The organism is Mycobacterium sp. IEC1808, assembly GCF_002101935.1.
Taxonomy (GTDB): Bacteria; Actinomycetota; Actinomycetes; order Mycobacteriales; family Mycobacteriaceae; genus Mycobacterium.
Map to the genome: position 1 here is coordinate 148,285 of NZ_LQPV01000017.1, position 13,624 is coordinate 161,908.

The window sequence follows — 13,624 nt, forward strand, 5'->3', positions numbered from 1 at the left end:
CATTCGGGTCTTCTCGGGTGTTTCTTGTTGCAAACCCGCGCCTGTACGTGAGGATGAGACTATGCATCCCAGGCTGACCATGCGTGTGGAACGAACTCGGTCGATCCCGGTCCTTCTCTGGCAGTTCGGCGAGCCTCGACTGTGCATCTCGTCGGGCCCGCTCGGGGGCGGCATCGGCGCCCGGGATTGGGTGGTCAACGCAACAGTCCCCCTCGATTACAACCGGATCGACCCGGAGCGCCACTTGACTGAGATTGGTAGCGCGCTCGCACTCGTCGGCTCTGGTTGCGGGCTGCTCACTGCGGTCGACGTGACTCGGCACCATCACGCCGGCGACAGCGGTGTGCACGCCGCCGCAACAGTTGGGCTCTCCAACCCGGCCTGGGCGGCCGCCCCCGACCAGCACTTCCGCCGCGAGTTGCCGTCCGGCGTCCAAACAACCGACGGTGACGGGCATCGGGTGGGGACGATCAACATCGTGGTTGCGGTGCCGGTGCGGCTGTCTGAGGCGGCCCTCGTCAACGCTGTGGCGACTGTAACGGAGGCGAAGGTGCAGGCGTTGCACGACGCCGGGGTGCGGGCCACCGGAACCGCCTCGGACGCGATCGTTGTGCACTGCCCCACGGGCGGGGCTCCGGAGACTTACGGCGGGCCGCGCTCGGCGTTCGGCGCCCGTATCGCGCGAGCGGTGCACGCGGCCGTGCTTGCCGGTGCTCGGTCCTGGCTTGCAGGATCCTCCGAGCGGCGCTACGACCTGTGAACGCGCAAACCCTCGTCGGCGCGGGCGGTGTCGAATTCGCCAACCGCTGACTGGTATCGATCAGACCGCGACTGTCCACCGCGTTTCACACGGTGTCAGAACCCCCGTCGGATGGGTCGCGCGGCGTCGGTGAGTCGCCGCTCCAGGTGCCCGGAATCATCGGCATGCGCGGGCCGTCGCCGAAGGCATCGTCGGCGAGCGTGGCCAGCCCTGCTGGTCTGGAGACGGTTTCGGCGGCGGTTCCGGCGAACCCCTGAGGCCCCGCGCCCGTAGCCGATGCCGCCACCGCGGCAACCGGGTCGGCGCCCGCATCGCTTTCGTCTTGCAAATCCATGTATTCGTAACCGCGCCCGAGCATTTGCGCCCTCGTGCGCCGGCGCCGCGGCGTTCTGTCCTTCTCTATGGGTATCGCCGCGCTCGCCGGCGCCGCGGCGCTGTCGGGTTGCCGCGCCTTCCTTCGCGCCTTGCCGGCGGCCGCCGCGCCGGCAACCGCGCTCAGGTCGCCCACCAGATAGGCGAGGTCCTCCATGCCCGCGGGCATGGTCGCACCGATACCCGCACCGATGCCCGCTCCGGTCGTCGTCGGTGGGGTGGCCGACGGCGGGGGCGCCGCGGGTGTGGCGGCCGGCGCGGTGGCCTCCACGGGAGCCGGCGTCGGAGAAGAGGCGGGGGTCGGGATGCTGGGCGACAGTGCGAGGAGCGGCGGCATGATCGGCGGCGCGACGGGGGGTACCGGGGGCAGGGAGGTCAGTCCCGCCAGGCCGGCGAGGCCGATCGGCGCCACCGCGCCGGCGGCCAACGTCACTATCGGAGCGGTTATCAGGGGCACGAAAACCGTCAGGACCACGGCGGTCTGCTCGAGCAGCGTCTTGAGCAACGCGATGGTGTCGGTGATGATCGTGCCGACGGCTTCGACGGTGGTGAACAGGATGGTGAAACCGATCGTCGCGGGATCGCCGCTGGCGAGCGCCGCCGTCATATCCAGTCCGATGAAGAAGAAGGTTTCGGATAGATACGCGACATACGAGCCGATGTCCATCGGGTAGCCCAGGGCGAACGCGATGTTGGTCGGACTGAGGAAGATCAGTGGGTTGCCCAGCAGGGGCAGGTAGGGATCAAACCCGGAAAACATCGCCGCGAAGAAGGGGTTGTTGTACAGCGCGTTGCTCAGCGGTTCTAACACGTTGTTCCAGTAGTCGACGAAACCAATCTTCGTCAGCCAGGCCATGACCTGGTTTTCCGTGTCGGGAGGCAACGGAAATTCTTTGTAGAACGCTTCCACCAGCGCATGGAAATTCACGATCTTCGGCGCCGCCGGCACCTGCGGTGACGAGGCCACCGCGGCGGTCGAGGCCGCGTGGTAGGTACCGATCACGGTCGCGGCCTGAACCCACATCCGTACGTAGTCAGCTTCGTTCAGTGCGATGGGGATGGTGTTGATGCCGAAGAAGTTTGTCGCCAGCAACACCGCGTGGGTGGCGTGGTTGGCGGCCAGCTCGGCCAGGGTGGGCATCGCGGCGAGGGCGGTCGCGTAGGCGGTGGCCGCAGTTTCCTGCCGGACGGCCGTCGCCGCGCTGTCGGCGGCGGCTTGCGTGAGCCAAGCGATGTATGGGGCGTGGCCGGCGGCATACGCCGCCGCGCTCGGGCCCTCCCATGCCGCGGCCTGTACTCCCGCCAGCAGCGCGGTCAGCTCCTCGGCCGTCTCGGTGTACGCGATGCTCAACCCCCTCCACGACTCCGCCGCGGCCAGTAGCGGACCGGGCCCCGGCCCGCTGTTCAGCAGTGCCGAATGGACCTCTGGCGGTGAAGCCATCCAGATTGGGCCGGTCATCGGAGACGACCGAATTCGACAGTGGTGTTTGCACAACGAGATTGCAGCGCCATGACAGCCAGCTCTCTCCGGGGTACTCCGCCCCGGGCTAGCAGGACACGATGACGCGAGTCTCCTGGCTCTCGGATCGCTGCTCGCCTCGCCTTCCGACCGGTGGCCGTGGCTTCGTGAGGTCCGCTCCCCGATGACAGTGGCGGGACCGCGCCGGATTCGCACCGGCTTCCTGCGTCGTCATCGCCTTACCCGAGATATTGTCGCACCCCGACACCGTCCCAGGCCTGAACTTGCCAGAATCGGGCAAACCCAGACCAGACGGAACGGAGGTGGATACGGTCCAGGCCAACACGAGCGCCTTGGTGGACGACTTCGACGGAATCGAAGCAAGTAGCAAGCTTGCCGCATAGTCAGCTGATCACCATCAGGAGGTCGCCGCCTTCAACTTGCGCGGTACGAGATACCGCGACGCTAACGACCTTTCCGGATTTAGGTGCGGTGACCGCGGCTTCCATTTTCATTGCCTCGATGGTTGCGACGGTCTGGCCCGCTTGGACTTCCGCGCCTATGTCGGTCGTGACGGTGACGACGCCGGCAAAAGGGGCGGGAATGTGATCGGGGTTGGAGTGGTCGGCCTTATCGGCGGTCGGTACGTCGGCGGTGATGCCGCGGTCGCGCACCAGCACAGGGCGCAATTGCCCGTTGAGAATGCACATTACGGTGCGCATTCCGCGTTCGTCGGGCTCGGAGATCGCCTCTAGGCCGATCAACAGTTCTACGCCACGTTCGAGTTCGACGCGGTGTTCCTCCGCGTGTCGCAGCCCGTAGAAGAACTGATTGGCGCTTAGCCGTGACGTGTCACCGTATTCCTCGCGGTGGGCCTCCAGCTCTATGGTCGGTCCGGGAAATAGCAAGCGATTCAGCGCGGCTTGTCGGGTGGGTCCCGGCGCCGCTAACGACTTCTCGTCTTCAACTGACAACGCCTGTTCGGCCTTCGCGGGGCCGCGTCCGTGTAATGCCTTGGTACGCAGGGGTTCCGGCCAACCGCCGGGTGGATCGCCGAGTTCGCCGCGAAGGAAGCCGACGACGGAATCCGGAATGTCGTAGCGTGCGGGGTCGGCGGCGAAGTCCTGCGCGGTGGTCCCGGCACCCACCAATGCCAGCGCCAAGTCGCCGACCACCTTGCTCGACGGAGTTACCTTGACGAGGTGGCCGAGAATAGCGTCCGCCCCGGCGTAAGCGTTTTCGACGTCTTCGAACCGGTCACCGAGACCCAACGCAATGGCTTGCTGACGCAGGTTTGACAGCTGACCGCCCGGGATCTCGTGGTGGTATACCCGGCCGGTTGGACTCGGCAGGCCAGATTCGAACGGCGCGTATACCTTGCGCAGCGCCTCCCAATACGGCTCCAGATCGCACACCGCGGCCAACGACAGTCCGGTGTCGTAGGGCGTGTGGGCCGCCGCGGCCACGATCGATGACAACGCAGGCTGGCTGGTCGTCCCGGCGAGTGGGGCCGCCGCTCCGTCGACAGCGTCGGCTCCCGCGTCCCAGGCGGCCACGTAGGTGGCCAGCTGCCCGCCTGGAGTGTCGTGCGTATGCACATGGACCGGTAGGTCGAACCGCGACTTAAGTGCCGACACCAGGATCGTGGCAGCCGGCGCCCGCAGCAGCCCGGCCATGTCCTTGATCGCCAGTACGTGCGCGCCCGCGGTAACGATCTGCTCGGCCAACTTCAGGTAATAGTCCAGTGTGTAAAGGTTCTCGCCCGGATCGCTGAGATCGCCCGTGTAAGACATCGCGACCTCGGCCACCGCCGTGCCCGTTTCCCGGACCGCGTCGATGGCCGGTCGCATGGAGTCGACATTGTTCAGGGCGTCGAAGATGCGAAAGATATCGATGCCGGTGGCCGTCGCTTCCTCGACAAACGCCGTCGTGACCGTCTCCGGATAGGGCGTGTAGCCAACGGTGTTTCGGCCCCGCAACAACATCTGCAAACAGATGTTGGGCATCGCCTCACGCAGCGCGGCGAGCCGCTCCCACGGGTCTTCCTTCAAGAACCGAAGCGCCACATCGTAAGTCGCGCCGCCCCAGCACTCCACGGACAATAGTTGCGGCATCATCCGGGCGACGTAAGGTGCCACCCTGATCAGGCCGCTGGTGCGGACCCGAGTGGCCAGCAGGGACTGGTGCGCGTCGCGGAACGTGGCGTCCGTGACGCCGATGCCACGTGACTCGCGCAGCCAGGACGCGAATCCCTCGGGCCCTAGTTCAGTCAGACGCTGCTTGGATCCCGGCGGCGGGCTTGCAGTCAGGTCGATGTCGGGAAGCTTGTCGTGCGGGTACACCCCCGACGGGCGTTCGCCATGCGGCTTGTTGACGGTGACGTCGGCCAGGTAGTTTAGGATCTTGGTGCCGCGGTCGGCCGAACTTCGCGCCGTGAGCAGCTGCGGACGCTCCTCGATGAACGATGTGGTGATCCGACCGGCTTGAAAATCCGCGTCGTCCAACACCGCTTGCAGGAACGGAATATTCGTGGAGACACCACGGATCCGGAATTCTGCGACCGTACGGCGGGTCCGACGCACAGCCGTAGCGAAATCGCGACCTCGGCACGTCAACTTGATCAGCATCGAGTCGAAGTGCGCACTGATCTCCGCGCCCAGCATCGTGCCACCGTCCAGCCGGACTCCCGCACCGCCCGGGCTGCGATAGGCGGTGATCCGGCCGGTGTCCGGGCGGAAGCCGTTCGCCGGGTCCTCGGTGGTGATTCGGCACTGCAACGCCGCGCCGTGGGGGGTAATCGAATCTTGGCTTAAACCAATCTCTTCCAGGTTTTGTCCGGAAGCGATCCGCAGCTGAGCCGAAACCAAGTCGACGTCAGTGATCTCCTCGGTCACTGTGTGTTCCACCTGGATGCGTGGGTTCATCTCGATGAACACGTAGCTGCCGCGCTCATCGAGCAGGAATTCGACTGTGCCGGCGCAGCTGTAGCCGATACGGCGGGCGAACGCCACCGCGTCGGCGCAGATCCTTTCGCGCAGTTGCGGATCCAGGTCTGGCGCTGGCGCGATTTCGATGACCTTCTGGTGGCGCCGCTGCAGGCTGCAGTCTCGTTCGTAGAGGTGGATGACGTTGCCGTGGGTGTCGGCCAGGATCTGCACTTCTATGTGACGCGGATTGATCACCGCCTGTTCGAGGAACACCGTCGGGTCACCGAAGGCCGACTCGGCTTCCCGTGCTGCAGCTTCGATCGCCTCGGCTAATTCGGCAGGATCACTGACCCGGCGCATGCCGCGACCACCACCGCCGGCAACCGCTTTGATGAACAAGGGGAACCGCATCGAGGAAGCGGCGGCCAACAGTTCCTCGGTCGACGACGAGGGCGCCGAGGACGCCAGCACCGGCAGCCCCGCCGCCCGTGCCTCGGCGACTGCCCGCGACTTGTTGCCGGTGAGTTCGAGTACCCGCGCCGCAGGACCGACAAAGGTGATCCCGGCCGACGCGCAGGCCGCTGCCAATTCGGGATTCTCCGACAGGAAGCCGTAGCCAGGATAGATCGCATCGGCACCGCAGGCCTGTGACGTCGCCACAATCTCATCGACGGATAGGTACGCCCGCACCGGATGCCCTTGCTGACCGATTTGATACGACTCGTCGGCCTTCAACCGGTGCAACGAATTGCGGTCTTCGTAGGCGTAGACGGCCACGGTGGCCAGCCCGAGTTCATGGGCAGCACGGAACGCCCGGATCGCGATCTCGCCGCGGTTGGCGACGAGAAGCTTGGTGAACACCAGGGTTACCCGAGCGCGCGCTGCGGCGGCCCCGAGTACTCACTGAGGGGCCGGATCAACGCGTTTGAGGCGGCCTGCTCGATGATGTGAGCGGTCCAGCCGGTAATGCGACTCATCACGAAGATCGGTGTGAACGTGGGGATCTCGAAGCCCATCAGGTAGTAGGCGGGGCCGGTCGGAAAGTCCAGGTTCGGCTTGATTTCGTTGGCTTCCGCCATGGCCTTTTCCAGAACTTCGTAGATCTCCAGCCACCGCTGACCGCCACGAACCACCGCCACACGCTCTAGGGCCCGCTTCATGGTCGGCACCCGAGAGTCGCCGTTCTTGTAGACCCGGTGGCCGAAACCCATCACCTTCTCCTTGCGCGAGAGCTTGCCGCGCAGCCATTCGGCGGCGTTGTCCGGACTGCCGATTTCCAGCATGTCGTGCATGACGGCTTCGTTGGCGCCGCCGTGCAGCGATCCCTTGAGTGCGCCGATCGCCGCGGTGACCGCGCTGTAGATGTCGGACTGGGTCGAGGTGACCACCCGGGCGGCGAACGTGGAGGCGTTGAAGCTGTGCTCAGCGTAGAGGATCATCGACTGCTCGAATGCCTCCACGATCACCGGTTCGGGCACCTCGCCGAAACACATGTGCAAAAAGTTCTCCGCGTACCCCATTTGACTGTGCGGTGCGATCGGCTCCAGCCCGCGCCGCCGGCGCATGTCCGCGGCGACGATAGTCGGCAAGATGGCGTACATCCGAAGCGATTTCGCGTAATTCGCGGTCTCGCTGGGGTCGTCCTCTTCGGGGTCCTCGGCACCGAGGTAGCTGATCGCCGTGCGAACCACGTCCATCGGGTGGCAGGTGTCGGGCAGTTTCGCCAACAGCGACTGCATGGATCGGTCGATGCGACGGCTGGCGCGTTCACGCTGGCAGAACAGGGCGAGCTGCTGGTCGGTCGGAAGTTCGCCGTGCCACAGTAGATAGGCAACCTGTTCAAAGCTGCAGTGGGCGGCCAGATCCTGGACCGCGTATCCGCGGTAGGTCAGGGAGTTGGTCTCCGGTACCACCTTGGAGATCGCGGTGGTGTCGACGACCACACCGGCCAAACCCTTGTAGATGCGAGGCTTATCGTCAATGATGCTCATCGTTGCGCTCCTTGCAGGGCAAAGTTGTAGGTGTCGGAGTCGAATTGGTTGTAGTCGGCGTAGCGCAGTAGCTCGTAGAGCCGGCTACGGTGTTGCATGCGGTCCAAGAGTCCGGATTGCGTTCCAGCGTCAGCGATTTCCCGGAGGCCGACCTCGACGGCGTGCATGGCCAGACGCAGCGTGGTCACCGGGTAGATCACCACGTTGTAGCCGATGTCGGACAGCTGCTTGGCGCTCAGCAGCTCCGACTTCCCGAACTCGGTCATGTTGGCCAGCAACGGCGTATCCACCGCGGCCCGGAACTGCTCGAATTCGGCCGGCGTGTGCAGAGCCTCGGTGAAGATGAGATCGGCACCCACGTCGGCGTAGGCCTTGGCCCGGTCGATCGCCGCAGGAATCCCTTCGATTCCTGCGGCGTCGGTGCGTGCGCAGATGATGAAATTCGGATCTCGCCGGGCGGATACGGCGGCGCGCAGGCGTTTGATCATCTCGTTCGTCGGCACCACGGCTTTGCCGTCGAGGTGCCCGCACCGCTTCGGGTTCTCCTGGTCCTCCAAGTGCAGACCGGCCAGGCCGGCGTCCTCCAGCACCGTCACGGTGCGTGCGGCGCTCATCGGTTCGCCGAAGCCGGTGTCGGCATCGATCAGGGTGGGCAGGTCTGTGGCCGACGCGATCTGCGAACCGCGCGCGCTGACCTCCGTCAGGGTGGTCAATCCGATGTCGGGCAGGCCGAGGTCGGCCGACAGCACCGCCCCGGACACGTACACGCCGTCGAACCCGATCTCGGCGACCAGCTTGGCGACCAGCGGGGAGAAGGCGCCCGGAAGCCGTTGTAGCCGACCGCTTTCCAGTTCCTCGCGGAAGCGCGCCCGCTTGTCGGAGGCGGCCAAGGCGCTTGCGATGAGACCACTCATCAGAAGATGCCCGCTGGAATCGTCGGAGCCATTTCGAGCACCAGCGGGCCGACGGTGATGTTGAGCGTGCTCAGAGCGCCGGCCTGCAGGTCCGGCAGAGCTTCAACCGCCGACAGGAACCGCTGCTGTTCGGCGTCGCTGACGACACCCTCGGCGAGCTCGGTGAACTTCGCGACGTACTGCTTTCGCTCAAACGGCCGGGCGCCCAACGGATGAGCGTCGGCGACGGCGATCTCGTCGACGATGACCTCACCGTTTTTGAGGGTTACTTCGGCGCGGGCGCCGAAGGCTTTCTCCCCGGGATCCGAGGAGTGGTAGCGCCGGGTCCATTCGGGGTCTTCGCGCGTCGAGATCTTGTGCCAGAGTTCGATCGTGTCAGGGCGGTGGGCCCGTTCCGGCGCGTAGGACCGCTCATGGTGCCAGGTGCCGTCCTGCAACGCGACCGCGAAGATGTACATCACAGAGTGGTCCAGAGTCTCCCGGGATGCGTTCGGGTCCATCTTCTGCGGGTCGCCCGAGCCGGTGCCGATCACATAGTGGGTGTGATGACTGGTGTGCAGCACGATCGTCGCGATCTGGCCCAGGTCGCCGATCCGCTCACGCATCCGACGGGCCAGATCGATCAGGGCCTGGCTTTGGTATTCGGCCGAGTGCTCCTTGGTGTAGCTGTCCAAGATGGCCCGCTTGGGCTCGCCGGGCTCGGGCAGCAGCACCTGATAGGTGTGTTCGGGGCCCGAGAGCAGCCAGGCGATCACCCCGTCCTCGCCTTCCCAGATCGGCGCGGGTGCGCCTTCCCCGCGCATGGCCCGATCGACGGCTTCGATGGCGACCTTGCCGGCCCACGCGGGCGCGTACGCCTTCCAACTCGAGATCAGGCCCTTGCGTGACTGCCGGGTGGACGTCGTCAAGTGCAGCGCCTGGCCGATCGCCTGGTAAATGGTCTCCTGATCGAGGCGCAGCATGGTGCCCAGGCCCGCGGCCACCGACGGGCCGAGGTGCGCGACGTGGTCGATCTTGTGCTCGTGCAAGCAAATTCCCTTGACGAGATCGATCTGGACCTCGTAGCCGGTAGCGATGCCTCGGATCAGGTCGGCTCCGTTGATATCGAGGTGCTGGGCGACGGCTACCAGGGGGGGAATGTTGTCTCCCGGGTGGGAGTACTCGGCGGCCAGAAACGTGTCGTGGAAGTCCAGTTCGCGCACCGCGACGCCGTTGGCCCAGGCCGCCCACTCCGGCGAATAGTCACCATCGACACCGAAAACCTTCGCGCCTCTGGTCGAGGAGGGATGGGCCAGCGCCTGAGCCCGTGCGGCGGCTACCGGCCGGCGGATGAGCGAGGCGGCGGAAACTGCGGCGTTGTCGATGATGCGATTGATCACCATCGCCTCGGTGTCCGCGGGCACGGCAACCGGGTCGGCCGCGACCTCGGCGATCTTCCACGCCAGGTGGTCAGTACGGGGGAAATCGTCGGCGCTGCGCCGGGTTCGAACGTCGTGGGTCCGCATAAGCCGCACAGTACGCAGCAGCAGATCGTCGGTAAATCCCCTGTAAATGCGTAATTTTGTGTCCTGGACCGTCCATTTTTGCGAATGTTGTGTAAACCGGTGGGAGTATCGTGTCGCTGGTGGCCAGGACGTTCGCCGGGGCTCGGCTACGGCGATTACGCGAGGAGCAGGGGTTAACCCAGGCGGCGCTGGCGCGCGTCCTCGAATTGTCGACGAGCTACGTCAACCAGCTCGAAAACGACCAGCGCCCAATCACGGTCCCGGTGCTACTGACCCTTACCGAGCGATTCGGCTTACCGGCCCAGTACTTTGCGCCGGATTCCGATGCTCGCTTGGTCTCGGACCTACGTGAGGTATTGGCCGAGGGTTCCGCAACCGCAGCGCAAATCGAGGAGCTCGTCGCCCGCATGCCGGCGGTCGGTCAGACGCTGGTAAACCTGCACCGGCGGTTACACGACGCCACCGCCGACCTCGAAGCGATCCATAGCCGTGCCAACGTCGAAGTATCGGCGGTGCCCCAGCGGCCCATGCCTTTCGAAGAGGTCCGGGATTTCTTCTATGACCGCAAGAACTACGTCGGAGAGCTGGACGTCGCGGCCGAGGAGCTGTTCAACCAAAACCGGCTGCGGGTTGGCGGGCTCGACGGCCAGCTCGCAGAGCTGCTCGCCGAGAAGCTGGGCGTCGCCGTGATCATCGACGACGGCCAGCTGCTGAATCCCAACGCTAAACGTTTGTTCCGAGCCGAATCGCGGACGTTGCACCTGGCTCGGTGGCTGCATCCCGGCCAACGCGCCTTCCAACTCGCGACTCAGATCGCGCTGCTCACCCAGGGCGACCTGATCACCGGCATCATCGCCGGCGATGATCAGCTCAGCGACGATGCGCGCGGCGTAGCCCACATTGGCCTGGCCAACTACTTCGCCGGCGCCCTGCTCCTGCCCTACCTGAGATTCCTCCATGCCGCCGAGAGCGTCCGCTACGACATCGACCAGCTGGCAAGGCAATTCGAGGTGGGCTTCGAAACCATCTGCCACCGGCTATCCACCCTGCAACGCCCGAGCGCGCGCGGAGTCCCGTTCATCTTCGTTCGCACAGACAGCGCGGGGAATATCTCGAAACGGCAGTCCGCCACGGCATTTCACTTCTCCCGCGTCGGTGGCAACTGCCCTCTATGGGTGGTTCACCACGCCTATTCCCGGCCCGGCCAGTTCCTGACTCAAATAGCCCAGATGCCCGACGAGCGCACCTATTTCTGGATAGCGAGGACCACAACGACGGAGCCCAGCCGATACCTGGGTCCAGATAAAAGCTTCGCGATCGGGCTCGGGTGCGACGTCGCCCACGCCGAGAAACTGGTCTACTCAGTGGGTATCGACCTGGCGGATGCCGAGGCGATCGTGCCGATCGGTGCCGGCTGCAAGATCTGCGACCGGCCGGCCTGCCCGCAACGCGCCTTCCCGTACCTGGGCCACCCGGTGCACGTCGACCCGAACGCGAGTACTGACCTGCCCTATCCACCGGCGACCCCGGACTGACGGCCCGGGTCGTTACCGTCCTGCGCCTGCAGGTTGGCGGCCCTGGATCAGCGCAACCCGAGCCAGCGTCTGTTCCGCCATCTTGACGTGTGCGGCGTCGACGAGCACGCCCTCGACACCTACCGCGCCGCGGCCCTGCGCGGCAGCTTCGTGGTAGGCCGCGAGATTGCGCTCAGCCAAGGCGATTTCGCTGTCGGTCGGCGAGTAGACCGCGTTGGCGATCGGCACCTGCGTTGGGTGGATCGCCCATTTGCCGGTGTAGCCGATCAGCGAGGCACGACGGGCGTCGCGTTCGTAGCCTTCCAGGTCTTGGTAGTCGGGATAGGGCGCATCGACGGCGTCGACGCCGGCTATCCGCGCCGCGACCATGATCTTGTTGCGCGCGTAGTGCCAGAAGTCACCGGGATAATCACCGAGCGGCACGAAGTTGGTGTCGACCCGCGCACCCTGCGACAGCGAGAAGTCGCCGACCCCGAAGATCAGCGCGTCGATGCGCGAACTGGACACGGCGATCGTCTCCGCATTCGCCAGGCCTTCGACTTCTTCGATCAGCACTTCGAGCCGAATATGCTTGTCCAAGTTCAGCTTTGCTTCGAGCTGGGTAAGCAGCACGTCTACCCACCACACGTCCTTGGCGGTGCGGGCCTTGGGAACCACGATGGTGTCGAGGTGGGCGCCGGCCCGCCTGACGACCTCGATCACGTCGTCGTGACACCATTCGGTGTCCAGACCATTGATGCGCACCGCCCGCGCCGTCGAACCCCAGTCGAGTTCGGTCAGCGCGGCGATCGCCTTCTCCCGCGATTCCTCTTTGAACGCCGGCGGTACGGCGTCCTCCAGATCGAGGAAGACCAGGTCCGCGCCGCACGACAGCGCCTTGGCGAACATGTGGTCATTGCTGGCCGGCAGCGCGAGCTCGGAGCGGCGAAGAAGCCCGGTCATATCGGTTTCCTTTACGCGTTACAGCACGCCTACGGCGCGCAGATCGTCGATGTCGGACAAGGTCAACCCGAGAACCTCGCCGTATACCTGGGCATTGTGCTCTCCCAAGGCCGGCCCGAGATGCTCGATGCGGCAGGGCGATTCGGAGAACCTTGGGACCGGCGCCTGTACCGTCACCGGCCCAAGCTCGCGATCGTCGACGGAGACGAAGACCCCGCGGTGTCGCAGCTGCTCGTCGGCCACCAGGTCGGCGACGTCGTACACGGGGGCGGCCGCCACCTCCGCGGCGTCGAAGACCTCCATCGCCTCCGCCAGCGTTTTCGACGACACCCATTTCGCGACAACCTCATCAACCTCCGCTGCGCGCGCCAGTCGACGTTGCGGATCGGAAAAGTCGGCGTCCTCGACCAGATCGTCGCGGCCGATTGCGCGAAACACCCTCAACGCCAACGCAGGTGAACTACCCGACATGGCCAACCAGCGGCCGTCTGCGGTCTGATAGGTGTTGCGTGGGGCCGAAATATCCCAGCGATTGCCCGCTCGCGCCGGAACCACGCCGAGCTGGTCATAGCCCAGCAGCGTCTGTTCGAGCAGCCGGGCCAAGGGGTCGATCAGGTTGATGTCGATCAGCTGACCCGTCCCGCCGTGCACGTCGCGGTGATACAGCGCCATCATCACCGCGTAGGCAGCATTCAGCGAGGCCACGCCGTCGGCCAGCATGAATGGCGGCAGCGTCGGTGGCCCGTCGGGCTGGCCGGTGATGTGGGCAAAGCCGCTCATCGCCTCACCCAAGGTGCCGAACCCGGGGCGCTGTGATTTTGGTCCGGTCAGCCCGTAACCGGTGATGTGCAACATCACAATTCGTTCGTTGACCGCCCGCAGGCTGTCGTAATCCAGACCCCACTCACGCAAGGTTTGGGGGCGGGTGTTGACGATCACGACATCGGCCTTCTCCACTAAGCGCCGTGCCAGCGCCTGACCTTCCGCGCGGCGCAGGTTGAGCGTGATCGAACGCTTGTTGCGCGATATCGACTTCCACATCAGCCCAATGCCGTTGCGCTGGTGCCCCCATGCCCGAATCGGGTCACCGTTCCGCGGCTCCTCGACTTTGATGACGTCGGCCCCGAACTCGCCAAGATACGTTGCCACCAGAGGCGCCGCCGCGAGCGTCGCGAGTTCGAGCACCCGCAAACCGTCGAGCATCGCGTTGCGTTGTGAG

The 13,624-nt window shown here is 65.4% G+C and carries 9 protein-coding genes and 1 riboswitch; of the genes, 2 read left to right on the forward strand and 7 right to left on the reverse strand.

The features are described from left to right. Positions 1 to 61: 61 nt before the first annotated feature. On the forward strand, positions 62 to 760 hold the full coding sequence (locus AWB92_RS11310; protein WP_173817399.1) for an adenosylcobinamide amidohydrolase: 699 nt from the start codon (positions 62 to 64) through the stop codon (positions 758 to 760). Between the two features lie 85 nt (positions 761 to 845). On the opposite strand, the gene AWB92_RS11315 is transcribed toward AWB92_RS11310, so the two are convergent. From AWB92_RS11315 to prpD, 5 genes are all read right to left on the reverse strand, one after another. Then, positions 846 to 2,591: a PPE family protein gene (locus tag AWB92_RS11315; protein ID WP_085185572.1), complete on the reverse strand. Its 1,746-nt coding sequence runs from the start codon at positions 2,589 to 2,591 to the stop codon at positions 846 to 848. A gap of 88 nt (positions 2,592 to 2,679) precedes the next feature. After that, a riboswitch (cobalamin riboswitch) is annotated at positions 2,680 to 2,862 on the reverse strand. 133 nt (positions 2,863 to 2,995) lie between these two features. Then, positions 2,996 to 6,379: a pyruvate carboxylase gene (locus tag AWB92_RS11320; RefSeq protein WP_085185574.1), complete on the reverse strand. Its 3,384-nt coding sequence runs from the start codon at positions 6,377 to 6,379 to the stop codon at positions 2,996 to 2,998. 5 nt (positions 6,380 to 6,384) lie between these two features. Continuing rightward, a complete protein-coding gene (locus AWB92_RS11325; RefSeq protein ID WP_085185576.1) occupies positions 6,385 to 7,509 on the reverse strand; it encodes a bifunctional 2-methylcitrate synthase/citrate synthase in 1,125 nt (374 codons plus the stop codon). Next, positions 7,506 to 8,423 (reverse strand): methylisocitrate lyase, encoded by a 918-nt coding sequence (gene prpB, locus AWB92_RS11330; protein WP_085185578.1) that lies wholly within the window; start codon positions 8,421 to 8,423, stop codon positions 7,506 to 7,508. The genes AWB92_RS11325 and prpB overlap by 4 nt, the downstream gene beginning before the upstream one ends. Next, the gene (prpD, locus tag AWB92_RS11335; protein WP_085185580.1) at positions 8,423 to 9,928 is read right to left on the reverse strand and encodes a 2-methylcitrate dehydratase PrpD; all 1,506 of its coding nucleotides are present in this window, start codon (positions 9,926 to 9,928) and stop codon (positions 8,423 to 8,425) included. The genes prpB and prpD overlap by 1 nt, the downstream gene beginning before the upstream one ends. 110 nt (positions 9,929 to 10,038) lie before the next feature. Here prpD and AWB92_RS11340 point away from each other — a divergent pair, with 110 nt between their 5' ends. Next, positions 10,039 to 11,463: a short-chain fatty acyl-CoA regulator family protein gene (locus AWB92_RS11340; protein ID WP_142282047.1), complete on the forward strand. Its 1,425-nt coding sequence runs from the start codon at positions 10,039 to 10,041 to the stop codon at positions 11,461 to 11,463. 12 nt (positions 11,464 to 11,475) lie between these two features. Here the strand turns inward: AWB92_RS11340 and AWB92_RS11345 are convergent, their stop codons facing one another. Both AWB92_RS11345 and AWB92_RS11350 read right to left on the reverse strand, forming a co-directional pair. After that, a complete protein-coding gene (locus AWB92_RS11345) occupies positions 11,476 to 12,405 on the reverse strand; it encodes a CoA ester lyase (protein WP_085185582.1) in 930 nt (309 codons plus the stop codon). Between the two features lie 18 nt (positions 12,406 to 12,423). Beyond that, positions 12,424 to 13,608, reverse strand: coding sequence for a CoA transferase (locus tag AWB92_RS11350; protein WP_085185721.1), 1,185 nt, complete (start codon positions 13,606 to 13,608; stop codon positions 12,424 to 12,426). Positions 13,609 to 13,624 lie beyond the last annotated feature (16 nt).